Annotated in this window: 21 protein-coding genes and 1 pseudogene; 17 read left to right on the top strand and 5 right to left on the bottom strand. The window is 46.2% G+C overall.

From position 1 onward, the window contains the following. Positions 1–69 precede the first annotated feature (69 nt). A complete protein-coding gene (gene slyD, locus J4N37_RS14560) occupies positions 70–645 on the top strand; it encodes a peptidylprolyl isomerase (protein ID WP_005432768.1) in 576 nt (191 codons plus the stop codon). A 130-nt stretch (positions 646–775) separates the two neighbouring features. After that, positions 776–1,717, top strand: coding sequence for an isoaspartyl peptidase/L-asparaginase family protein (locus J4N37_RS14555; protein WP_252041252.1), 942 nt, complete (start codon positions 776–778; stop codon positions 1,715–1,717). Positions 1,718–1,811: 94 nt separating this feature from the next. Here the strand turns inward: J4N37_RS14555 and J4N37_RS14550 are convergent, their stop codons facing one another. Both J4N37_RS14550 and J4N37_RS14545 read right to left on the bottom strand, forming a co-directional pair. Continuing rightward, entirely contained in the window at positions 1,812–2,039 is a 228-nt protein-coding gene (locus J4N37_RS14550) for a SlyX family protein (RefSeq protein WP_005381455.1), read from the bottom strand. Then, positions 2,036–3,022, bottom strand: coding sequence for a WD40 repeat domain-containing protein (locus J4N37_RS14545; protein ID WP_252042145.1), 987 nt, complete (start codon positions 3,020–3,022; stop codon positions 2,036–2,038). The genes J4N37_RS14550 and J4N37_RS14545 overlap by 4 nt, the downstream gene beginning before the upstream one ends. Before the next feature lie 128 nt (positions 3,023–3,150). Between J4N37_RS14545 and fkpA the strand changes: the two genes are divergently transcribed. From fkpA to J4N37_RS14485, 12 genes and pseudogenes are all read left to right on the top strand, one after another. Beyond that, the gene (fkpA, locus tag J4N37_RS14540) at positions 3,151–3,933 is read left to right on the top strand and encodes an FKBP-type peptidyl-prolyl cis-trans isomerase (protein ID WP_010443954.1); all 783 of its coding nucleotides are present in this window, start codon (positions 3,151–3,153) and stop codon (positions 3,931–3,933) included. A gap of 144 nt (positions 3,934–4,077) precedes the next feature. After that, positions 4,078–4,794, top strand: a complete 717-nt coding sequence (locus J4N37_RS14535) for a helix-turn-helix transcriptional regulator (RefSeq protein ID WP_005438378.1) — start codon at positions 4,078–4,080, stop codon at positions 4,792–4,794. Positions 4,795–4,796: 2 nt separating this feature from the next. Continuing rightward, positions 4,797–5,192, top strand: coding sequence for a sulfurtransferase complex subunit TusD (gene tusD, locus J4N37_RS14530; protein WP_010443953.1), 396 nt, complete (start codon positions 4,797–4,799; stop codon positions 5,190–5,192). Next, positions 5,189–5,545 carry a sulfurtransferase complex subunit TusC gene (gene tusC, locus J4N37_RS14525; RefSeq protein WP_010443952.1) on the top strand — a complete coding sequence of 119 codons (357 nt, stop codon included), beginning with the start codon at positions 5,189–5,191 and terminating at the stop codon, positions 5,543–5,545. The genes tusD and tusC overlap by 4 nt, the downstream gene beginning before the upstream one ends. A 7-nt stretch (positions 5,546–5,552) precedes the next feature. Next, positions 5,553–5,828 (top strand): sulfurtransferase complex subunit TusB, encoded by a 276-nt coding sequence (gene tusB, locus J4N37_RS14520; protein WP_010443951.1) that lies wholly within the window; start codon positions 5,553–5,555, stop codon positions 5,826–5,828. 178 nt (positions 5,829–6,006) lie between these two features. Next, on the top strand, positions 6,007–6,381 hold the full coding sequence (gene rpsL / locus J4N37_RS14515) for a 30S ribosomal protein S12 (protein WP_004399892.1): 375 nt from the start codon (positions 6,007–6,009) through the stop codon (positions 6,379–6,381). A gap of 100 nt (positions 6,382–6,481) precedes the next feature. Beyond that, positions 6,482–6,952 carry a 30S ribosomal protein S7 gene (rpsG, locus tag J4N37_RS14510; protein ID WP_005382796.1) on the top strand — a complete coding sequence of 157 codons (471 nt, stop codon included), beginning with the start codon at positions 6,482–6,484 and terminating at the stop codon, positions 6,950–6,952. Between the two features lie 141 nt (positions 6,953–7,093). Beyond that, on the top strand, positions 7,094–9,193 hold the full coding sequence (gene fusA / locus J4N37_RS14505) for an elongation factor G (protein ID WP_138942296.1): 2,100 nt from the start codon (positions 7,094–7,096) through the stop codon (positions 9,191–9,193). A 152-nt stretch (positions 9,194–9,345) separates the two neighbouring features. Beyond that, a pseudogene (gene tuf, locus J4N37_RS14500) lies at positions 9,346–10,530 on the top strand (elongation factor Tu). 337 nt (positions 10,531–10,867) lie between these two features. Then, complete coding sequence (locus J4N37_RS14495; RefSeq protein WP_045394878.1) at positions 10,868–11,056, top strand: (2Fe-2S)-binding protein; 189 nt, start codon at positions 10,868–10,870, stop codon at positions 11,054–11,056. 74 nt (positions 11,057–11,130) lie between these two features. Beyond that, positions 11,131–11,607: a bacterioferritin gene (bfr, locus tag J4N37_RS14490; protein WP_005381359.1), complete on the top strand. Its 477-nt coding sequence runs from the start codon at positions 11,131–11,133 to the stop codon at positions 11,605–11,607. Positions 11,608–11,815: 208 nt separating this feature from the next. Beyond that, complete coding sequence (locus J4N37_RS14485; RefSeq protein ID WP_009705505.1) at positions 11,816–13,093, top strand: malic enzyme-like NAD(P)-binding protein; 1,278 nt, start codon at positions 11,816–11,818, stop codon at positions 13,091–13,093. A 113-nt stretch (positions 13,094–13,206) separates the two neighbouring features. Here the strand turns inward: J4N37_RS14485 and metJ are convergent, their stop codons facing one another. After that, positions 13,207–13,527, bottom strand: a complete 321-nt coding sequence (gene metJ / locus J4N37_RS14480; RefSeq protein WP_005432736.1) for a met regulon transcriptional regulator MetJ — start codon at positions 13,525–13,527, stop codon at positions 13,207–13,209. 229 nt (positions 13,528–13,756) lie between these two features. Here metJ and J4N37_RS14475 point away from each other — a divergent pair, with 229 nt between their 5' ends. From J4N37_RS14475 to metF, 3 genes are all read left to right on the top strand, one after another. Then, positions 13,757–14,917 (top strand): O-succinylhomoserine (thiol)-lyase, encoded by a 1,161-nt coding sequence (locus tag J4N37_RS14475; protein WP_045394874.1) that lies wholly within the window; start codon positions 13,757–13,759, stop codon positions 14,915–14,917. Positions 14,918–14,934: 17 nt separating this feature from the next. After that, complete coding sequence (locus J4N37_RS14470) at positions 14,935–17,343, top strand: bifunctional aspartate kinase/homoserine dehydrogenase II (protein WP_252041250.1); 2,409 nt, start codon at positions 14,935–14,937, stop codon at positions 17,341–17,343. A 271-nt stretch (positions 17,344–17,614) separates the two neighbouring features. Then, positions 17,615–18,517 (top strand): methylenetetrahydrofolate reductase, encoded by a 903-nt coding sequence (metF, locus tag J4N37_RS14465; protein ID WP_005432740.1) that lies wholly within the window; start codon positions 17,615–17,617, stop codon positions 18,515–18,517. A 70-nt stretch (positions 18,518–18,587) separates the two neighbouring features. On the opposite strand, the gene J4N37_RS14460 is transcribed toward metF, so the two are convergent. Together J4N37_RS14460 and ppc are read right to left on the bottom strand one after the other, a co-directional pair. Next, complete coding sequence (locus tag J4N37_RS14460; protein WP_010443942.1) at positions 18,588–19,127, bottom strand: PadR family transcriptional regulator; 540 nt, start codon at positions 19,125–19,127, stop codon at positions 18,588–18,590. A gap of 434 nt (positions 19,128–19,561) precedes the next feature. Beyond that, positions 19,562–22,195: a phosphoenolpyruvate carboxylase gene (ppc, locus tag J4N37_RS14455; RefSeq protein WP_071236463.1), complete on the bottom strand. Its 2,634-nt coding sequence runs from the start codon at positions 22,193–22,195 to the stop codon at positions 19,562–19,564. Positions 22,196–22,461 lie beyond the last annotated feature (266 nt).

Here is a 22,461-nt window from a genome sequence, read left to right as displayed (position 1 = left end):
CCCCATAATACTACCATCTCGGTACTTAACCCCATTCTGGTTAGGTCAATTAATCTCCCTGGAGTTAGTATGAAAATTGAAAAGAACGTTGTTGCAAGCCTTGCATACAAAGTAATGTTGGAAGACGGTGTTGTTGTTGATCAATCAACTTCTGAAGCACCTCTTGATTACCTACATGGTCACAACAACCTAATCACTGGTCTTGAGAAAGAACTAGAAGGTAAAGTGGCTGGCGACAAGTTCTCTGTAACTGTAGCTCCTGAAGATGCATACGGCGACCACAACGACGCACTAGTGCAACGTGTTCCTGCAGATGTGTTCCAAGGCGTTGACCAAATCGAAGTTGGCATGCGTTTCCTAGCAGATACTGACCAAGGTCCAATCCCTGTAGAAGTAACTGAAGTAGACGGCGACGAAGTTGTCGTAGACGGCAACCACATGCTAGCTGGTCAAACACTAACTTTCGAAGTAGAAGTTATGGCTACTCGTGAAGCGACAGCTGAAGAGATCGAACACGGTCACATCCACCAAGGTGGCGGCTGCTGTGGCGGTCACGACCACGATCACGAAGGCGGCTGCTGTGGTGGCGAAGAAAAAGCTGACGACCACGAATGTTGTGGCGGCGGCGGTTGCGGTTCTCACTAATCGCACGCTCTTCACTAGATAACGCTATCTAGTAAAGCTTTAAAAAGCGCAAGTTGAGGTTTCAACTTGCGCTTTTTGTTTATCTGGGGTGTAGTGCCAATCATACAAGGAATAACAGTTGGACAAAGCGATGACGAAACCTTTCTCGATTGCCATTCATGGCGGTGCAGGCACTATCTTGCGTGAACAGATGAGTGACGAACTGCAACAATCCATCTTGGCGGATTTAGAAGCTGCGGTAAAAGCGGGGCATCAAATCCTAGCAACAGGTGGTGAAGCCATAGATGCGGTCGTGGCGGCAGTGAAAGTGCTGGAAGACTCTCCTAATTTTAATGCGGGTAAAGGCTCAGTACTGACCCATAACGAGATGGTCGAAATGGATGCCTCTGTGATGGATGGTCGACACCAAGCCGCAGGGGCAGTCGCTGGGGTGCGTCATATCAGAAACCCCATTGAACTCGCTCGTGACGTGATGCGAAACAGCAACCATGTATTGTTGGTGGGCGAGGGCGCAGAGAAGTTTGCTTTTGAACAAGGTCATGAGTACACCGAGCAGGATTACTTCTTTACCGATCGCCGCTATGAGCAGTTGCTGTCTATGCGTGAAAAAGGATTATTTGCGCTTTCAGAATCTCGCTACCCAGATGATCGCAAGCACGGAACGGTTGGTGCAGTGGCATTGGATCAACAAGGTAACTTAGCCGCAGCGACCAGCACAGGTGGCGTGACCAACAAGAAATATGGTCGAGTGGGAGATTCTGCTCTGATTGGTTGCGGCACGGTGGCAGAGAATGGCGTTGTGGCGGTTTCAACCACTGGTGTCGGTGAGTTCTTTATTCGTAAACGTGTTGCGGAAGACGTTGCAGCACGCATGCGTTATTTGCAAGAAGACGTACATACGGCGTGCGAACACATTATTCAGGGTGATTTAAAAGCAATGGGCGGCGAAGGTGGTTTGATTGCGATTGATGCTAAAGGTGAGCTGCATTTTGCGATGAACAGTTCTGGTATGTACCGAGCTGGCATCAATACGCAAGGTGAGCTGAACGTTAAAATCTACGCAGACGAATAGTTTCTTCCCGATCATTCCTGAGCAATATTTTTAAGTAGCCAATACAACAAAGCCCAGAACACGTTCTGGGCTTTATGCAATTTGTACTTGCACTTTAATAATGCGGTGGTGGTGTTTCTTCTGATGGATCGGCTAAATTCGACGAGTCCATATTTTTCACTTTACCTACCACATATTTCATCTGATCGAGCATCTTGGTAATTTGCAGTTGCTGTTGCGACAAGGCGCCGTTCAGATCTTCAATAGTCTGTTCTTGGAACGCAAGCTGACATTCTAAGTCATTAATGCGTGCTTCCAATTGCTGAATGATTTTCTCTGTCATGATCCGTTCTCTAGCTGCCAAGCTTGGGCAATGCCCGCAGAAGTGGCAGTAATTACACGTTGCTTGGAATCAAAGGCTGCATCATACACGACCGCACGAGGAGGGCGAGTATCTTTTTTCGGCTCAACTTCAAATCCATCGACGCGTTTACCGGTTTTAGTGTTCCACACCATCACTCGACCGGAAGGGGTGCCTGTAACGAGCAGGTTACCGTCATCAGAGAAACGCGCCGTTGAGAAGATCAACTGGCGAGACCAACTGCTGAGTTGTGTCACTTCTTCACCTGTCTCTAAATCCCAGATGATGGCTTGATTGCCACCGTCTGAGGTCATGGCCAGTTTACCATCTCTCTGCAAGGCGACTCGAACAACGCGCTGGTCGTGTTCAAAGGTGCGTAGTACCAATCCGGTTTCGGTGTCCCAAAGGTAAGCTTTGTAGTCGTTGCCACCTGTGAGGGCGAAACGACCATTAGGGGAAATGGCGACAGAATTGACTTTTTCTTGATGCGCAAGGAACTCTAACCGACGACCACTGACTAAGTTGACGTGAATTGCTTTACCGTTGGACAGTCCAAGTAACACCTGTTCACCGTTACTGGTGATATCAACGTCTCGAATCAGCGCGTCATCGATAGACCATAATCCTTCGGCTTGGGTCCATCCGAGATCCCACACAGCGAAGTTCATTTGGCTTGCTGTGACGGCATAGCGGCCATTGTCCGAAATGCGAATATGAGAGACCACATTGGCGGCTTGATCGAGTTCACCCAGCTTTGCGAGTTGTTTATTTTGCGCTAAATCCCACAGTACCAGTTGGTGTTCTTTGGAGTACAGCAGCGCAAATCGACCATCTCGACTGAGCGCAAAGCTGGTGGAACCTTGTGGTTCGAGTGACCAACGTTGAACATCGCGATCGGAAAAAAAGCATCCACTTAACGTGGTGATGACAATTAAATATAGGAATAAATGAGAAATTCTTTGCATCACATCTAATAATCCAGTTTGTGTCTTGAGACATATAGCTAGTATATTGGTATAACGATTGTCTTCACTAGTCTCATAGAAGATTTGTGCACAACAACCAATGGCGCAGCCATTATTTGGAGAATTTAATGAAATCAGTTTTAAAAGTGTCGCTACTTGCTGCAACAGTAATGCTAGCGGTAGGTTGTCAAAAAGAAGAAACAAAACCAGAAGCAGCACCTCAAGCAGAACAAGTTCAGGCAGAAACTGGTAAAGCTGTTCACTTTAAAACAGACGACGATAAAGCGGCATACGCAATTGGTGTTTCATTTGCTAACTACCTAAGCGCTAGTATCGAAAAACCAAGCGAAATTGGTATCGACCTAAACAAGGACCTAGTTCTTAAAGGTATCGAAGACGTATTTAAAGGTAACGCAGCACTAAACGAAGAAGAAACTCGTGCAGCTCTAGAATCTCTAGACAAGCGTGTTGCTGAAACTATGCAAAAGCAAGCGGCTGAGAAAGCGGCTGAAGCGAAAAAAGCTGGCGATGACTTCCGCGCTGAGTTTGAGAAGCAAGAAGGCGTAGTGAAGACAGACTCAGGTCTTCTGTACCAAGTAATTACTCCGGCTGAAGGCGAGCAACCAAAAGATACTGATACGGTTCAAGTACATTACAAAGGTACTCTGATTGACGGTACACAGTTTGACAGCTCTTACGATCGTGGCGAACCTGCAACATTCCCACTAAACCGCGTAATCCCGGGCTGGACTGAAGGTGTTCAACTAATGCCTGTAGGTTCTAAGTTCAAGTTCGTTATCCCGCCAGAGCTAGCATACGGTGACCAAGACACACCAAGCATCCCTGCTAACTCAACGCTAGTATTCGAAGTTGAACTGCTAAAAATTGAGAACGACAACGCTGCTCAATAATTGGCATCAGTGATAACTCGATGAAAAAAGGCCCGTTTTACGGGTCTTTTTTGTTCTAGGTCACTAGTTGATGAGTTTGCTAGGTTGCCTTTCAAATTTTCTGATAAACTTACACCAATTTGTTGATTTTTCGCTCGAAGGCTTATGACAACTACAGAAACAATAAATGCGGAAATGTTGCTCGAAATGGAATCTGTCAACGTGATGCCATTTACCGAGCACGATAAAATCATCTTGAGATCTTACGAAGCGGTCGTAGACGGCATTGCCAGTCTGATCGGTCCATTTTGTGAGATCGTTCTTCACTCACTAGAAGACCTCAATACCTCTGCAATCAAAATCGCTAACGGTGAAAACACTGGTCGTCAGGTAGGTTCTCCTATCACTGACTTAGCACTTAAGATGCTGAAAGACATCGAAGGTTCTGAGCGTAACTTCTCACGTTCATACTTCACCCGCGCAAAAGGCGGCGTACTAATGAAGTCGATCACCGTTGCTATTCGTAACGGTGAAAACCGCGTGATTGGTCTGCTTTGTATCAACGTCAACCTCGATGCGCCTTTCTCTCAAGTGCTGCAATCTTTCATGCCAACACAAGAAGCGAAAGAAGCGGCGTCATCCGTTAACTTCGCAAGTGATGTTGAAGAGCTAGTAGACCAAACGGTTGAGCGCACGATTGAAGAGATCAACGCTGATAAATCGGTATCGAATAACACCAAAAACCGTCAGATCGTTATGGAGCTGTACGATAAGGGTATCTTCGATATCAAAGACGCGATCAACCGCGTCGCAGATCGCCTGAACATCTCTAAACACACCGTTTACCTATACATTCGTCAGCGTAAGACTGAGGACGAATAAGCGTGAGTGGATTAACTTACACGCTGGTAGTGAACGGTCCAGTTTACGGCAGTCAATCGGCGCGCAGCGCATATCAATTCGCACAAGCGGTAATTGAACAAGGACATACTCTGGTGAGTGTGTTCTTTTACCAAGATGGCGTCACCAATGGTACGGCTTTGAGCGTGCCTGCCAACGATGAGTTTGACCTAACCAAAGCATGGCAATCACTCGCACAGCAACACGATGTTCGTTTGGAAACCTGCGTAGCAGCCGCTTTGCGTCGCGGCATCATCAGCGAAGATGAGGCGAATCAGCATGGTCTTGAACAAAACAACCTTGCTGAAGGGTTCGAACAAGCTGGTTTGGGTAGCTTAGCCGAAGCCATGTTAACGCAAGATAGAGTGGTGCAGTTTTGAGTCAGCTAACTTACCTATTTCGTAGCGCACCTCATGGTAGCAATGCAGGTCGTGAGGGTGTAGATGCGCTGCTAGCGGCGTCAGCGTACTGTGAAGACATTACGGTACTGTTTTTTGGCGATGGTGTTTACCAACTGCTACTTGGTCAAGATCCTACTGGTATTTTGAGCAAGGACTACGCACCAATGTTGAAGTTGTTCGACTTGTACGATATTGAACAAGTGTTTGTCTGTGCCGACTCTCTAGCAGAACGTGGCTTGGCACAAGCCGATTTAGTCATTGATGCAGAAGTTCTGAGGACCGAGCAATTCAAAGACAAACTGCAGCAAGCAGGTAAACTGCTGTCATTCTGAGGACGTCATGTTACATATCATCAAATCCGTAGCTGCATTAGACGATGCAATGGCACTGTACAGTGAGCAAGATGATGTCTTGTTGATTGAAGATGCCGTGTACGCGGCTAACCCCCAGCATAAGGCGTTCAGTAAGGTAAAAGGTCCATCAGTGTTTGCACTACAAAGCGATATTGATGCCCGTGGCATGAGCAATCGTATCAGCCCATCTATTGAAGTGATTGGCTATGCTGGCTTTGTTAAACTCTCCGCAAAGCAGGCCAAATCTCTTACCTGGGATTAACCCCTTTCTACTGTGGATTGAACTTTACGGACGAATTACCTTAATTGAACAAAAAAGATCCGTATATTTCTTGACACACCTCTCACTGCTGCATAGAATTTTGCGTCCCTAACTGCCAAGCGCTGTTAGGGATAGATTTTTCACAAAGCTTACTTTCAAGTAAATCAGGAGCTAGTTAATGGCAACTATTAACCAGTTGGTACGTAAGCCACGTGCAAAGCAAGTTGTTAAAAGCAACGTGCCTGCACTAGAAGCGTGCCCACAAAAACGTGGTGTATGTACTCGTGTTTACACTACTACACCTAAAAAACCTAACTCAGCACTTCGTAAAGTTTGTCGTGTACGTCTGACAAACGGCTTCGAAGTTACATCGTACATCGGCGGTGAAGGCCACAACCTTCAAGAGCACAGTGTTGTACTAATCCGTGGCGGTCGTGTAAAAGACCTTCCGGGTGTACGTTACCACACTGTTCGCGGTGCACTTGACTGTGCTGGCGTTAACGACCGTAAACAAGGTCGTTCTAAGTACGGTGTGAAGCGTCCTAAGTCTTAATGGATTCCGTTAAGTAAGGCCAAACACTAAATTATTTTTAATTTTTTGAAAAAACTGAAAAGTTTTGGATAAAACCTGAAGAAGACAACGGAGAAAATCCATGCCACGTCGTCGCGTCATTGGTCAGCGTAAGATCCTTCCAGATCCAAAGTTCAAATCTGAACTGCTGGCAAAATTCGTTAACATCCTAATGGTTGACGGTAAAAAATCTACTGCAGAGAAAATCGTTTACACTGCACTAGATGCTATGGCTGAAAAGTCTGGTAAAGACCACTTAGCTATTTTTGAAGAAGCTCTTGAAAATGTTCGCCCAGCGGTAGAAGTTAAATCTCGCCGTGTAGGTGGTTCAACTTACCAAGTACCTGTAGAAGTACGTCCGGTTCGCCGTAACGCACTTGCTATGCGTTGGTTGGTTGAAGCTGCGCGTAAGCGTGGTGAAAAATCTATGGCTCAACGCCTAGCTGCTGAAATGCTAGACGCGTCTGAGAACAAAGGTACTGCGGTTAAGAAACGTGAAGACGTTCACCGCATGGCTGACGCAAACAAAGCGTTCGCTCATTACCGTTGGTAATACCTTTTCAGTGCTGCAAGGTTCCTTGCAGCACTTCTTTAGTTCCTATGCCTATGCTAGGAACTATTGCTATATCTAGGGGATAGCTTTTTTTAGACATAGCAATAGTCCCTAACTCTCTAAGTATAAGAGGATTCAATCGTGGCTCGCAAAACTCCTATTGAGCGCTACCGTAATATCGGTATCTGTGCTCACGTAGATGCAGGTAAAACAACCACTACTGAACGTATTTTGTTCTACACTGGTCTGTCTCATAAAATCGGTGAAGTTCACGATGGCGCAGCAACCATGGACTGGATGGAGCAGGAGCAGGAGCGTGGTATTACTATCACTTCAGCTGCAACTACTACTTTCTGGCGTGGTATGGAAGCACAATTCCAAGAGCACCGCGTAAACATCATTGATACTCCTGGACACGTTGACTTTACTATCGAAGTAGAACGTTCTTTACGTGTACTTGATGGTGCAGTAGTTGTGTTCTGTGGCTCATCTGGTGTTGAACCTCAATCTGAAACTGTATGGCGTCAAGCTGACAAGTACCACGTTCCACGTATGGTATTTGTAAACAAGATGGACCGTGCAGGCGCAGATTTCCTACGTGTTGTGGACCAAATTAAAAACCGTCTTGGTGCGAATCCTGTTCCAATCCAGCTAAACGTTGGCGCGGAAGATGATTTCCAAGGTGTTATTGACCTTATCAAGATGAAAATGATCAACTGGAATGAAGCCGATCAAGGCATGTCGTTTACATACGACGAAATTCCAGCAGACATGCAAGAGCTAGCTGAAGAGTGGCGCAACAACCTAGTTGAAGCGGCAGCTGAAGCAACTGAAGAGCTAATGGACAAGTACCTTGAAGAAGGTGAGCTGACTGAAGCTGAGATCAAGCAAGCTCTACGTACTCGTACACTAAACAATGAAATCGTACTAGCTACTTGTGGTAGTGCGTTCAAGAATAAAGGTGTTCAAGCAGTACTAGACGCAGTGATCGAATTCTTGCCATCGCCAATCGACGTACCTGCAATTAAAGGTATCGACGAAAAAGAGAATGAAGTTGAACGTCATGCAGACGACAACGAACCGTTCTCGGCTCTAGCATTCAAGATCGCGACTGACCCATTTGTGGGTACGCTAACTTTCATGCGCGTTTACTCTGGTGTTGTGAATTCAGGTGATGCTGTTTACAACTCAGTAAAAGACAAGAAAGAGCGTTTTGGTCGTATCGTTCAGATGCATGCGAACAAGCGCGAAGAAGTAAAAGAAGTTCGCGCTGGTGATATCGCAGCTGCTATCGGTCTGAAAGACGTAACAACAGGTGACACGCTATGTGACCAGAACCACAAAGTGATTCTAGAGCGCATGGAATTCCCTGAACCTGTAATTCAGATCGCTGTAGAACCTCGTTCTAAAGCAGACCAAGAGAAAATGGGTATCGCGCTAGGTAAACTGGCTGCGGAAGACCCATCATTCCGCGTGGAAACGGATGACGAAACAGGTCAGACTCTGATCTCTGGTATGGGTGAGCTTCACCTAGATATCATCGTTGACCGTATGAAGCGTGAATTCAGCGTTGACTGTAACGTTGGTAAACCTCAGGTTGCTTACCGTGAGACCATTCGTGGTTCTGCGGAAGTGGAAGGCAAGTTCGTTCGTCAATCTGGCGGTCGTGGTCAATACGGTCACGTATGGATCAAACTTGAGCCTTCAGAACCTGGTGCAGGTTTCGTATTCGTAGACGAGATCGTGGGTGGTGTGGTTCCTAAGGAATACATCAGTTCGGTAGCGAAAGGTATCGAAGAGCAAATGAATAGTGGTGTTCTAGCGGGTTACCCTGTTCTAGATATTAAAGCTACACTATTTGATGGCTCTTACCACGATGTTGACTCAAGCGAGATGGCGTTCAAGATCGCTGGCTCGATGGCATTCAAGAAAGGTTCATTAGAAGCACAACCTGTGATTCTAGAACCAATGATGAATGTCGAAGTAACTACTCCGGAAGACTGGATGGGTGACGTTGTTGGTGACCTAAACCGTCGTCGCGGTATGATCGAAGGTATGGATGAAGGTGTGGCTGGTCTTAAGATCATTCGTGCTCAAGTTCCACTATCTGAGATGTTTGGTTACGCAACCGACCTACGTTCTGCAACTCAAGGCCGTGCTTCTTACTCTATGGAGTTTAATGAGTACGCTGAAGTGCCGAAGACCTTTGCAGAAGCCATCATGGCTGAGCGTGGTTACTAATTGACGATTGAACCACAAAAAGTTTACGACTTTTTGCTAGATCAAGCCGTCGAAATATTGCGCTAACGGACGTTGGCGCATAAAATAACAATTTCTGGCGCGTCGAGATCAATAATGATCGCGGCGAATCATAACTAGGAAGGAACACGATTGTGTCTAAAGAAAAATTTGAACGTGTAAAACCGCACGTAAACGTTGGTACTATCGGCCACGTTGACCACGGTAAAACAACTCTAACTGCAGCTATCTGTACAACACTTGCTAAAGTATACGGCGGTGCTGCTCGTGACTTCGCATCTATCGATAACGCTCCAGAAGAGCGTGAGCGCGGTATCACAATCGCTACTTCTCACGTAGAGTACGATACTCCAACTCGCCACTACGCGCACGTTGACTGTCCAGGACACGCGGACTACGTTAAGAACATGATCACTGGTGCTGCACAGATGGACGGTGGTATTCTTGTAGTTGCTGCTACTGATGGTCCAATGCCACAAACTCGTGAGCACATCCTACTAGGCCGTCAGGTTGGTATCCCTTACATCATCGTATTCATGAACAAATGTGACATGGTTGACGATGAAGAGCTACTAGAACTAGTAGAAATGGAAGTTCGTGAACTTCTATCTGAGTACGACTTCCCAGGTGATGACCTACCAGTTATCCAAGGTTCTGCACTAGGCGCACTAAACGGCGAAGAGCAGTGGGAAGCTAAGATTGTTGAACTAGCAGAAGCGCTAGATTCATACATCCCAGAGCCAGAGCGTGCAATCGATCAGCCATTCCTAATGCCTATCGAAGACGTATTCTCAATCCAAGGTCGTGGTACAGTAGTTACTGTCGTATCGAGCGCGGTATCCTAAACTGTAGGTGACGAAGTAGAAATCGTAGGTATCAAAGAAACTACAACTACTACTTGTACTGGTGTTGAGATGTTCCGTAAGCTTCTAGACGAAGGTCGTGCGGGTGAGAACGTTGGTGCACTTCTACGTGGTACTAAACGTGACGAAGTAGAGCGTGGTCAAGTACTAGCAGCTCCTAAGTCAATCAACCCACACACTAAGTTCGAGTCAGAAGTATACGTACTTTCTAAAGATGAAGGTGGTCGTCACACTCCATTCTTCAAAGGCTACCGTCCACAGTTCTACTTCCGTACAACTGACGTAACTGGTGACATCTCTCTACCAGAAGGCGTAGAAATGGTAATGCCAGGCGACAACATCCAAATGCAAGTTGAGCTAATCGCTCCTATCGCTATGGACGAAGGTCTACGTTTCGCTATCCGTGAAGGTGGCCGTACAGTAGGTGCTGGTGTTGTTGCTAAGATCTTCGACTAATTCTTAACGAATTAATCGTAATCTTGCACTCTTCTTCTTTTTGAAGAAAGCGCTAGAAAAAGGGAAGCTAAGGCTTCCCTTTTTTATATCTGCTATTTCTCTTTCCAATATGGTTATAAGCCAATCCTTCTTTGTCATATTTTTTGTTTTTGAAAAACATACCTTTATCTCTACTCAATTTTCCCCTAGTTTCTATCTGTCTGCTAAGTCATTGAAAGCCTCTAAAACGGCTGAAATCGTTATAACAAAACGTTCTGTAATTTGCGTTATTACAACTAGTAACAAGAACGATTCTTGTTTATATTTCGTTCCAGAGTGAAATTTAAAGGTTGTGAGTATGTACGTTTGTCTTTGTCATGGTGTCTCTGACAAGAAAATTAGGAAGTTGGCGATAGATGAAGGCGTAACTGACATCAGAGGAATCAAGCGATGCACAGCTTTGGGTAGTCAATGTGGCAAGTGCATCAAACAAGCTAAAGAAATTTTAGCGGAAACGGAATACTTAACATTAAAGCAAGCTAGCTAATTATTCGCTAAGCCTTTTTGACACCTTCTCATTTGCTTCTACATTTAAATGAAGCCAAAGAGGAGGGCTTTGTCATGAAAGGCGATCCAATCATAATTCAACATCTCAATAAAGTGCTCGGTAATGAGCTCGTCGCTATTAATCAATATTTCCTACACGCTCGTATGTACAAAGACTGGGGGTTAAAGCACTTAGCCGATAAGGAGTACCACGAGTCAATCGATGAAATGAAGCACGCCGATCACTTGATCGAACGAATTCTGTTTTTAGAAGGTTTACCTAACTTACAAGATCTCGGTAAGTTGATGATTGGTGAAGATACCAAAGAGATGCTTGAGTGTGACCTTAAACTCGAGATGGCGGCCATTCCTGATCTTAAAGATGCCATCGCTTACGCCGAAGATATTCGTGATTATGTTTCACGCGATCTATTCCAAGATATCCTTGAAGACGAAGAAGAGCATGTCGATTGGCTTGAGACGCAACTGGGCTTGATTGAGATGTCCGGCATTGAGAATTACCTACAAGCGCAGTACGTGGATGAAGAGTGAGATTATATTTCGCTGTTTTCTTTTCCGAACTAAGTGATTAAGAGAGCACCTGACCTGTAAAAAGGGTGCTCATCACTAATATCTGGTCTAATCTCTTTTATTATCGGCCTTTTTAAGGATATAGCTCGCAATCTAGCCTATGAAGTTTGACTTCTATCCTTTAGAATTTATTCCCCCGTACCGAAAAATAACAAAAGAGAAACGATCCATGTCTGAAGACAATCGCCAAGAAGTCACCCCAGAAGAAGAACGCCGCCAGCAAGCATTAGACTACCATGCGTACCCAACTCCGGGAAAAATCGCCGTAGAGCTGACTAAGCCTGCTGAAACTGCCAACGATCTTGCATTGGCATACAGCCCAGGTGTTGCGGAACCTGTTCGTGAAATCGCACAGAATGCTGATAACGTGTACAAGTATACGGCGAAGGGCAACATGGTTGCGGTTATTTCTAACGGTACGGCGATTCTTGGTTTGGGTAACCTTGGCCCGCTAGCTTCTAAGCCAGTAATGGAAGGTAAAGCACTGCTATTCAAACGCTTTGCTGGGCTAGATTCTATTGATATCGAAGTAAAACATCGTACGATCGACGAATTTGTCGACACAGTAGCAAACATTGCTGACACTTTCGGTGGTATCAACTTAGAAGATATCAAAGCCCCAGATTGTTTTGAGATTGAAAAGCGTCTTATCGAACGTTGTGACGTGCCAGTATTTCATGATGACCAACACGGTACAGCAATCGTAACGGCAGCGGGTATGCTGAATGCAATCGAGCTGCAAGGTAAGAAGTTAGAAGAATCAACCATCGTTTGTCTTGGTGCTGGTGCTGCAGCTGTGGCATGTATGGAACTGTTGATCAAATGTGGCGCAATGCGCGAGAAGATCTACATGCTGGATCGTAAAGGGGTGATCCATACACGTCGTGACGACCTAAACGAATACAAACAGTTGTTCGCAAACAACACTGACAAGCGCACGCTTGAAGATGTTATTGAAGGTGCGGATCTGTTCTTGGGTGTATCGGGTCCAAACCTACTACCAGCAGAAGCGTTGAAGCTAATGGCAGACAAGCCAGTTGTGTTCGCATGTTCAAACCCAGATCCAGAAATCAAACCTGAACTGGCTCACGAAGTGCGTGATGACTTGATCATGGGTACTGGTCGTAGTGACTACCCGAACCAAGTAAACAACGTACTGTGTTTCCCATTCATCTTCCGTGGGGCGTTGGACGTTCGTGCAAGCGAAATCAACGATGAGATGAAGTTAGCGGCTGTTGATGCGATTCGTGAGTTGGCTAAAGAGCCTGTGCCTGAAGCGGTACTGAAGGCGGCGGGCGTAGATAAGCTAGAGTTTGGTTCTGATTACATCATTCCAAAACCAATGGATTCGCGTCTGTTACCACGTGTTGCGAAAGCCGTTGCTCAAGCAGCAGTTGATTCGGGTGTTGCTCGCATTGAAATGCCAGAAAATTACATGGCTGAGTAAGTGATAGAATAGAATTCTTCAGATAAAGGAAAGGGACGCAGTAGCGTCCCTTTTTAGTTTGCTCTGAAGCTACCCCCGGCGTAGCGTCATCATGCTAACGAATTTGTAAGCAATTATTCTTCGTCAAACGCTTCGAATTCGATGCCCATAGCCGTCATCAGCGCTTTCGCTTCTGTAGGAATATCATCTGGACGGTCTTTACGAAGGTCTTCGTCAGTTGGCAGTGGTTGACCTGTGTACGCATGTAGGAACGCTTCACATAGTAGTTCACTGTTAGTTGCATGGCGTAAGTTGTTGATCTGACGGCGAGTTCGCTCATCAGTCAGCACCTTTAAAACTTTTAGCGGGATAGAGACGGTAATCTTTTTTACTTGTTCGCTTTTTTTACCGTGCTCAGCATACGGGCTAATGTATTCGCCATTCCAGTCAGCCATTGCGCACCTTCATTAATGTAATAAGTTAGAAAAATAAATATAGGTGCTGATTTTAGCTGCATTTACCGCCATAAGCAAAGACATATAGACGTCTAGAAGTGTTGACGTCTCATTTTTAGACAAGTAAAGTGAGGTTAATAGTCAGGGAAGAGTATTAATCAAGTGAGCAGCATAAGCTAGATATAGCGCATTCCCATTTAGATGTCACCACCCGTGAAAGGATACACCCATGAGCACCCGTAAGCCTGCGACCATTGCTGTACGCACTGGTATCGAGTCAGACAGTCAATACCACGCTGTTGTACCACCAATCTACCTTTCTACTAACTATGGATTCCCTGCATTTGGTGAAGTTCCACAGTACGATTACACCCGTTCCGGTAACCCAAACCGAGGTCTGCTGGAGAAAGCGCTATACGAACTTGAATCAGGTAAAGGTGCGGTTGTCACTAACTGCGGTACGTCGGCATTAAACCTTTGGGTATCGGCATTTCTTGGTCCTGATGACTTAATTGTGGCGCCACACGATTGCTACGGGGGGACCTATCGTCTGTTCAATACTCGAGCAAGCAAAGGTGATTTTAAAGTTCTGTTTGTCGACCAATCGGATCAGCAAGCTCTTGATGCGGCGATTGCGAAAAAGCCAAAGCTTGTCTTGCTAGAAACACCGTCTAACCCGCTCGTACGCGTGGTCGATATTGCGGCAGTATGCGAGAAAGCGAAGCAGGTAGGCGCATTAGTCGCAGTGGATAATACCTTTTTGACACCTGTGTACCAAAAGCCTTTAGATCTCGGTGCAGACTTTGTTATCCACTCAACGACGAAGTACATTAATGGTCACTCTGACGTGATTGGTGGCGTGGTGATCACTAAAAGCGAAGAGCATGCTGAAGAGTTGGCATGGTGGGGTAACTGCATTGGTGCAACGGGTACACCATTTGATAGCTACATGACGCTTAGAGGAATTCGTACGTTGGGTGCACGAATGCGAGTTCACGAAGAAAGCTCTCAGCAAGTGTTGGCGTATTTGCAAACGCAATCTTTGGTGGCGAAGATTTACCACCCTAGTTTGCCAGAACATCCGGGTCACGACATCGCGAAAAAACAACAATCAGGTTTTGGTTCAATGCTGAGCTTTGAGTTTGCTGGCTCATTTGAGCAGCTAAAAGTGTTTGTTAAAGAACTTGAACTCTTCTCTCTTGCCGAGTCGCTGGGCGGGGTAGAAAGCTTGATCTGCCACCCAGCTTCAATGACGCATCGTGCGATGGGTGAAGAAGCACTGGCTGAAGCAGGTGTCTCTGAGCAGTTGCTACGGTTGTCTGTTGGCTTAGAAGATGCGCAGGATCTGATTGCCGATCTTGAGCAAGCATTCGCGAAAGCAGCACAGTAGTTGGGAGAGGAAATATCATGAGTGTACAACGTCAGCTGCATAAATTTGGCGGCAGCAGCTTAGCGAACCCAGAATGCTACCAGCGCGTGGTGACTATTCTTAAAGAGTATTCGGCAGAAAATGACTTGGTGGTGGTCTCTGCGGCAGGGAAAACCACCAATCGCTTGATCGAGTTTTTAGAAGGCTTAGATAAAGACGGTCGCATTGCCCATGAAGCGTTGCAGAGCTTGCGACAGTTCCAAACTGAATTGGTAGAAGCTTTACTAGAAGGTGAAGTACAAGCGCAACTGCTTGCATCTCTTCAAGATGAATTCAGTACCCTAGCAGAGTTAACTGCGCCACTTACAGAAGCGCAAAAAGCAGCAGTGCTTGGGCATGGTGAAGTATGGTCGTCACGCTTACTGGCTGCACTGTTATCACAACAGGATCTTCCTGCGGTAGCGCAAGATTCTCGCACCTTTTTACGCGCAGAAGCTGGAACACAGCCAGAAGTCGACCGAGCTCGCTCTTATGCATTGATCAAAGAAGCATTGACTCAACACAACCATAAACGCGTAATCATCACCGGATTTATGGCACAAAACGAAGCGGGTGAGACGGTACTGCTGGGGCGTAATGGCTCTGACTATTCAGCAACGGTGATTGGTGCATTGGCTGAGGTAAACACAGTGACCATCTGGAGCGATGTTGCTGGCGTTTACAGTGCTGACCCACGTTTAGTGTCGGATGCTTGCTTGTTGCCACTGTTGCGTTTAGATGAGGCGAGTGAACTTGCACGTTTGGCTGCGCCGGTGCTGCATAGCCGCACGCTTCAGCCTGTTGCTCAAAGTACGATGGATTTGAACCTCAAATGCAGCTATCAACCGGAATCAGGCTCAACGCGTATTGAGCGCGTATTGGCTTCAGGTCGCGGTGCTAAAATCATTACGTCTCTTGATGAAGTGTTGTTGGTTCAACTGTCTTTTATCCACGGTCACGACTTTGAGCGTGCGCAGAAAGAAGTATTGCAAGCCTTAAAGCGTGCCCAACTGGAGCCATTAGCGTTTGAAGCACAAGAGGATCAGCAAACCTTGCGCTTGGCTTACACCGCTGAGATTGCAGGCGGGGCATTAGCTTATCTGCAAGAGTTAGCCGTTGAAGCAGAGATCAAACTCAAAGAAGGCTACTCACTGCTGGCTGCCGTCGGTGCTGGCGTGACAAAAAACGCAAATCACTGCTTTGGTTTTTACCAACAGCTAAAGCATTCACCGGTGGAGTTTATTTCTGAGGCGGAATCTGGCTTGAGCTTGGTCGCGGTGTTACGCCGCGCAGAAGTGGAAGGGTTAGTGCAAAGTATTCATAGCCAACTGTTTCAAGCACAGAAGCGTGTTGCTGTCGCCTTGTGCGGTAAAGGCAACATTGGCTCAAGTTGGTTAGCGCTGTTTTCTGAGCAAAAAGAAGAGCTCGAAAAACGTCACGGTATGAGCTTTGAGCTAGTGGCAGTGGTCGATAGCCAGACTTATTGGTTCGATGAAAATGGTATCGATGCAGCAACAGTTGCTCAGCGCTTTGATGATGAAAGCATCGAGAATGATGGCAACTGGTTGACGAAGCTCGGCGCGATACAAAACTTCGATGAAGCAGTCGTACTTGATGTCACGGCGAGTAAAGAGTTGGCGACACGTTATGTGGAAATTGCGCAGCAAGGTATTCACTTGATTTCAGCGAACAAAGTGGCAGGCTCGGCGGACAGTCAATATTACCACCAAGTACAAGACGCTTTTGCTAAGATTGGTCGCCACTGGCTGTACAATGCCACCGTTGGTGCAGGGCTGCCGATAAACCATACCGTTCGAGATTTGCGTGAAAGTGGTGATGATATCGTCGCACTATCAGGCATCTTCTCTGGCACGCTATCGTGGTTATTCCAGCAGTTTGATGGCTCAGTGCCGTTCGCTGAACTGGTCGATTTAGCATGGCAACAAGGTTTGACTGAACCCGACCCTCGCTCTGATTTAGATGGATCTGACGTGATGCGTAAACTGGTTATCCTCGCTCGCGAATCAGGTTTAGATATTGAGCCGGAGAACGTGAGAGTGGAATCACTTGTACCGGAGGAATTGCGAGAATTGAGCTTGGATGCGTTCTTTGATCATGGCGATATACTAAGTGAGATTCTGCAAGAGCGTCTGACCAAAGCGCAGAAAAATGACCAAGTGTTGCGTTATGTCGCGCGTTTAGAGCGTAATGGCAAAGCAACGGTGGGTGTTGAAGCATTATCACGTGAACATGCACTGGCAAACTTACTACCGTGTGACAATATCTTTGCTATTGAGAGTAAGTGGTACAAAGACAATCCATTAGTGATTCGTGGTCCAGGTGCAGGGCGTGAAGTGACCGCTGGGGCGATTCAATCAGACCTGAATCGCTTGGCAGGTTTGTTCTAATCTGACCAAACCAATTTTTGCGAACGACAACAAAACCTCGGACTATCTCCGGGGTTTTTTATTATTTTGACAATGCCATACTGAATAGGAAATTTCGGCTAAGGATTAGCCGTACAGCAACTTGAACTATCCTCATTATGAACTTGAAAAAAATTCATAATTACAAGGTTGACATTAAATCGTATTCAATACATTCTGTAGACATATGGACGTCTAAACGTCGATTTGAGGAATTTTGATTTCGTGGTGGAGTTGCCACAGGGAGAGTAAGATGGGATATACGCATGCAGGGCACATTGATGCCTTAAACCAGAACATCGCTGAACTATCAGATAATATCAACGTCTCATTTGAGTTTTTTCCACCAAGCAGTGAGAAGATGGAAGAAACACTGTGGAACTCAGTACATCGTCTTAAAACTCTTCAACCAAAATTCGTTTCTGTAACGTACGGCGCAAACTCAGGCGAGCGTGACAGAACTCACTCAATCATTAAAGAAATCAAAGCGGCGACCGGCCTTGTGGCTGCACCCCACCTAACGTGTATCGATGCAACTCGTGATGAGTTGATCGATATTGCTGATGATTACTGGAATAACGGTATCAAAAACATCGTAGCTTTACGTGGTGACATTCCACCAGGTGGTGGTGCGCCAGATATGTACGCATCGGACTTGGTAGAGTTGCTTAAAGCGCGTCATGATTTTGATATCTCAGTGGCGGCATTTCCAGAAGTACATCCAGAAGCGAAAAGCGCCCAATCGGATCTTCTTAACCTAAAGCGTAAAGTGGATGCAGGTGCTAACCGCGCGATTACTCAGTTCTTCTTTGATGTGGAGTCTTACCTACGTTTCCGTGACCGCTGTGTTGCGGCAGGTATCGATGTAGAAATTGTTCCGGGCATCTTGCCAGTTTCAAACTTCAAGCAAGCCTCTCGCTTTGCGGCGCAGAACAATGTGAAAGTACCAGGTTGGATGAGCAAGCAGTTTGAAGGCTTGGATGATGACCCTGTGACACGCCAGCTCGTTGGTGCTAGCCAAGCGATTGATATGGTGCGTGTACTAAGCCGTGAAGGGGTGAAAGATTTCCACTTCTATACGCTTAACCGTGCAGAGATGACTTATGCGTTATGCCATACTCTAGGCGTACGCCCACAAGTGGCTGTTGGCGCTTAATACGCTTTCCCAGATAGACAAAAGGCTTGCCCATCGGCAAGCCTTTTTCGTTTCAATTTAAGTGACAGAATTAGCCGATCACTTCAAGTTCAGTCAGTACTTCTTCCGCCCAGTTAATCCACGCTTCACGTAGCATTAGATTACGACGAAGTGTTAGACGTTCTAGACGCGCTTGTTTGTCTAGCGTTGATGGTGTTGCGTAGTACGCTGCTTCGATTTCTTTGTAGTGAGAAACCAGCTTACGAGATTCTTCTACAAGCTCAGAAAGTTGATCACGGAACGGTGCCGCAGGTTGTACTGCACAAGCGATCAGTTTCGCAGAGAATTCGTCACGTACCGTTGGGTGTGCTGTTGGTTGATCAAACCACTCTCCCAGCGCGCTGCGGCCAGCGTCAGTGATTGAGTAAACCTTGCGGTCTGGTTTGCCTTCTTGAGGTTCTAATACGCAAGTAACCAGTTCTTTCTCAGCCATTTTGTTTAGTTCACGGTAAACTTGTTGGTGACTTGCTTTCCAGAAGTAACCGATGCTAGCTGAGAATTCTTTAGTGATGTCGTAACCGGTAGCGTCGCGAGTGCTAAGTACAGTTAAGATTACGTGTGGTAATGACATGTCTTCAATCCAAATGGTCAATAAACTTGTAAACAAGCTATCTACACTTTCAGTTGCGTTCTTAATGACGCTTGAGTTTTTTAATGTGTAAATAGCACCAACAATGTTGGTCCTGTCACCTTAAAGCCGTTTATCACCTAGAGTGATGGGGTGCCCATCGAGCTGGAGCTTATTTGATTGGACTTGTGAGCTTCCAGCAGGCAAGTAGTATATAAATAATAAGCATGAAGTGGAATACTAGGACAAAATTACCCCAAAAAACTAATAAAATACTCAATAGTGTTTTTTGGTAGTGTTTTGTTTTATGTTGTTGGGACTTTTTGTTTTTTCTTTGGAGTTATTTACTGGTTATTTCTTGTTCTGAGAGTGAAAGTGATTGGTGGGTAATAATAAAGGCTGAGCTTTCGCTCAGCCTTTTGGTTTTTCTGCGTAGTTTAACCAGTGTTACGCATACCTGCTGCGATACCAGCGATCGTCACCATTAGGGCTTCTTCCAAGTTTGCAGAAGGCTCCTCAGTTTGGCGAGTTCGGTACAGCAGCTCAGCTTGAAGCATGTTCAATGGCTCAACGTAGATGTTACGTAGACGGATGGATTCAAGACCCCAAGGGTCACTCTGCATTAAGTTCTCGTTGTTTTCTACATTCAGAACGGACTTGATGTCTTGCTGAAGTTGATCACGCAGGCGGTCACCTAATGGCAACAGCTGACTTTCAACTAAGCGTTGATCATAGTAGCGGGAGATATCCATGTTGCACTTGGTGTAAACCATCTCGAGCATACCTAAGCGAGTAGAGAAAAATGGCCATTCACGACACATCTCTTCCAGTAACGCCTGGTGGCCTTTGTCTACAGAGTACTGAATGGCTTCACCTGCACCTAACCACGCAGGCAGAACCAAACGGTTTTGACTCCAAGAGAAGATCCACGGAATCGCACGTAAGCTTTCTACACCTCCGTTTGGATTACGTTTCGCTGGACGAGAGCCCAGAGGTAGTTTGCCCAACTCTAGTTCAGGTGTTGTTTGACGGAAGTAAGGGACGAAATCAGGCTCACCGCGAACGACGTTACGGTACGCTTCACAGCTGACTTCAGACAGGACATCCATTAGGTCACGCCACTCTTGCTTAGGCTCTGGTGGTGGCAGTAGGTTCGCTTCTAGAATAGCACTTGCATACAGATTGAAGCTGTTTACCGCAACATCTGGTAGGCCAAGCTTAAAGCGAATCATCTCGCCTTGTTCTGTTACACGCAGACCACCTTTTAGACTCTTAGGTGGCTGAGATAGTAGTGCAGCATGTGCTGGCGCACCACCGCGACCAATCGTACCGCCACGGCCATGGAATAGCGTCAGTTCAACGCCTTCTTCTTCTGCAACCTTAACCAGTGAATCCATCGCGTGGTATTGAGCCCAGCCCGCCGACATTACACCTGCATCTTTTGCAGAGTCAGAGTAGCCGATCATCACCATTTGGTGATTCTGGATAAAGCCACGGTACAGGTCGATGCCCATCAGCTGTTTGATGACGGCTTCCGCGTTGTTCAAGTCGTCTAGCGTTTCGAACAATGGACACACGTCCATGCGGTAAGGACAGCCCGCTTCTTGCAGCAGTAGGTGTACGGCAAGTACATCAGAAGCGGTACGCGCCATTGAGATAACATAAGCACCAAATGCTTCACGAGGCTGCGCAGCAACAATCTTACAGGTATCTAAAACCTCTTTAACTGGTTCTGATGGTTCCCAGTCTCGAGGCAGAAGAGGGCGTTTAGAGGCCAGTTCGTTTGTTAGGAAAGCGACCTTGTCTTGCTCGCTCCACTGCTCGTAGTCACCAATGCCTAGGTAACGAGTCAGTTCAGATAGTACATCTGCGTGGCGAGTACTTTCTTGGCGAATATCGAGGCGAACCAGGTGAATACCAAATGCTTTAACGCGGCGCAGTGTATCCAGTAGTGAGCCATTAGCAATCACTCCCATGCCACATTCGTTTAGTGATTGATAACACGCGTAAAGTGGTTCCCAAAGCTGTTCTACTTTCTGTAGTGGAGCTTTGACTGCCAGTTTTTGGCCGTTGACTTTCGCGTCGAGAATGTCTTTGGTTTCGTTTAGTAGTGAACGTAGCTGTTTTAAAATCGCACGGTATGGTTCGTGCTGATCGTCACCCGCAAGCTCACGAACCTTGTCGTTGCAAACGGTCATCGACAGTTCGCTGATCAGCTCGTTGATGTCGTTGAGGTAAAGGTCAGCTGCCTTCCAACGAGACAGCAGTAATACTTCGCGAGTTATGCTGTGGGTTACAAATGGGTTACCGTCGCGGTCCCCACCCATCCAAGATGAGAAGTGCACTGGGCGAGCATCAATTGGTAGACCTTCGCCTAGGTAAGACTTCAAGCGGTCATTCATTTCACGTAGGAAGTCAGGTACCGCTTCCCATAGTGAGTTTTCTACTACCGCAAAGCCCCATTTTGCTTCATCAAGCGGTGTTGGGCGTTGTTGACGAATGACGTCAGAGTGCCAGCTTTGCACGATAAGTTGTTCAAGGCGACGCTCGGTTTTCTTACGTTCTTTGAAAGAGAGATCGCTTAGCTCTAGCTTAGATAAGCACTCGTTGATCTTAACCAGTTTATTGATCATGGTACGACGAGTGATCTCGGTAGGGTGCGCCGTTAGAACCAGTTCAATGTTCAGGTCGCGAACCGCTTGTGCCGTGTCTAACTTGCTTACATCATTTTGCACCAGCTTTGAGAACAGCGAGTTAATTGCGTCAGGTTCGCAGATATGCTCTTCACAGTGGCGTGAGATGGTATGGTATTGCTCAGCAATATTAGTCAGGTTTAGAAATTGGTTGAACGCGCGGGTAACAGGCGTCAATTGCTCATCGGGTAAGCTTTTAATTTCTTCAATTAAGCTTTCTCTGTCAGCATTATTTCCAGCTTGGGCTGATTTGGATAATTTACGAATGGTTTCCACTTTCTCGAAGATTTCTTCGCCATGGGCATCGCGAATTGTGTTGCCCAGAAGGTGGCCCAACATGCGCACATTGCTTTTAAGTGCGGCGTATTTCTCGTTCATTGTCATCCTGCCTCGTAAAAAAACTACATCCATTGTCCTTGTTAAGACTCCAATCTAGCGAAAATCACCAGTTCTAGTCAAATAAAGCAGAGTAAGTTTGCAATTATTCCGCTGCTGACCTGATTTAGAGCAAAATTAGGCCAGCTTATCTCAGTAGAAGTGAAAATTAATTACAAAATGGCCGTTAAAAGAAGGGTATAGCGTGCTAGAAGAATAGTGGTAAAGAGAACAAAATGCAGCTCAATCGAGCTGCATTGTGAAGCGAG

It is taken from the genome of Vibrio sp. SCSIO 43153, from assembly GCF_023716625.1.
Classification (GTDB): domain Bacteria; phylum Pseudomonadota; class Gammaproteobacteria; order Enterobacterales; family Vibrionaceae; genus Vibrio; species Vibrio rotiferianus.
The sequence above is the reverse complement of the archived record's forward strand: the minus strand, read 5'-3'. Positions and strand labels throughout refer to the sequence as shown.

What these genes read in the sequence shown, in the direction of transcription:
- J4N37_RS14495 (WP_045394878.1), top strand. Translation starts at nt 10,868, where the DNA reads ATGTACGTTTGTCTTTGTCATGGTGTCTCTGACAAGAAAATTAGGAAG.
- tusB (WP_010443951.1), top strand. Translation starts at nt 5,553, where the DNA reads ATGTTACATATCATCAAATCCGTAGCTGCATTAGACGATGCAATGGCA.
- rpsG (WP_005382796.1), top strand. Translation starts at nt 6,482, where the DNA reads ATGCCACGTCGTCGCGTCATTGGTCAGCGTAAGATCCTTCCAGATCCA.
- bfr (WP_005381359.1), top strand. Translation starts at nt 11,131, where the DNA reads ATGAAAGGCGATCCAATCATAATTCAACATCTCAATAAAGTGCTCGGT.
- slyD (WP_005432768.1), top strand. Translation starts at nt 70, where the DNA reads ATGAAAATTGAAAAGAACGTTGTTGCAAGCCTTGCATACAAAGTAATG.
- rpsL (WP_004399892.1), top strand. Translation starts at nt 6,007, where the DNA reads ATGGCAACTATTAACCAGTTGGTACGTAAGCCACGTGCAAAGCAAGTT.
- J4N37_RS14545 (WP_252042145.1), bottom strand. Translation starts at nt 3,022, where the DNA reads ATGCAAAGAATTTCTCATTTATTCCTATATTTAATTGTCATCACCACG.
- J4N37_RS14555 (WP_252041252.1), top strand. Translation starts at nt 776, where the DNA reads ATGACGAAACCTTTCTCGATTGCCATTCATGGCGGTGCAGGCACTATC.
- J4N37_RS14550 (WP_005381455.1), bottom strand. Translation starts at nt 2,039, where the DNA reads ATGACAGAGAAAATCATTCAGCAATTGGAAGCACGCATTAATGACTTA.
- J4N37_RS14475 (WP_045394874.1), top strand. Translation starts at nt 13,757, where the DNA reads ATGAGCACCCGTAAGCCTGCGACCATTGCTGTACGCACTGGTATCGAG.
- fkpA (WP_010443954.1), top strand. Translation starts at nt 3,151, where the DNA reads ATGAAATCAGTTTTAAAAGTGTCGCTACTTGCTGCAACAGTAATGCTA.
- J4N37_RS14460 (WP_010443942.1), bottom strand. Translation starts at nt 19,127, where the DNA reads ATGTCATTACCACACGTAATCTTAACTGTACTTAGCACTCGCGACGCT.
- metJ (WP_005432736.1), bottom strand. Translation starts at nt 13,527, where the DNA reads ATGGCTGACTGGAATGGCGAATACATTAGCCCGTATGCTGAGCACGGT.
- ppc (WP_071236463.1), bottom strand. Translation starts at nt 22,195, where the DNA reads ATGAACGAGAAATACGCCGCACTTAAAAGCAATGTGCGCATGTTGGGC.
- J4N37_RS14470 (WP_252041250.1), top strand. Translation starts at nt 14,935, where the DNA reads ATGAGTGTACAACGTCAGCTGCATAAATTTGGCGGCAGCAGCTTAGCG.
- J4N37_RS14485 (WP_009705505.1), top strand. Translation starts at nt 11,816, where the DNA reads ATGTCTGAAGACAATCGCCAAGAAGTCACCCCAGAAGAAGAACGCCGC.
- metF (WP_005432740.1), top strand. Translation starts at nt 17,615, where the DNA reads ATGGGATATACGCATGCAGGGCACATTGATGCCTTAAACCAGAACATC.
- J4N37_RS14535 (WP_005438378.1), top strand. Translation starts at nt 4,078, where the DNA reads ATGACAACTACAGAAACAATAAATGCGGAAATGTTGCTCGAAATGGAA.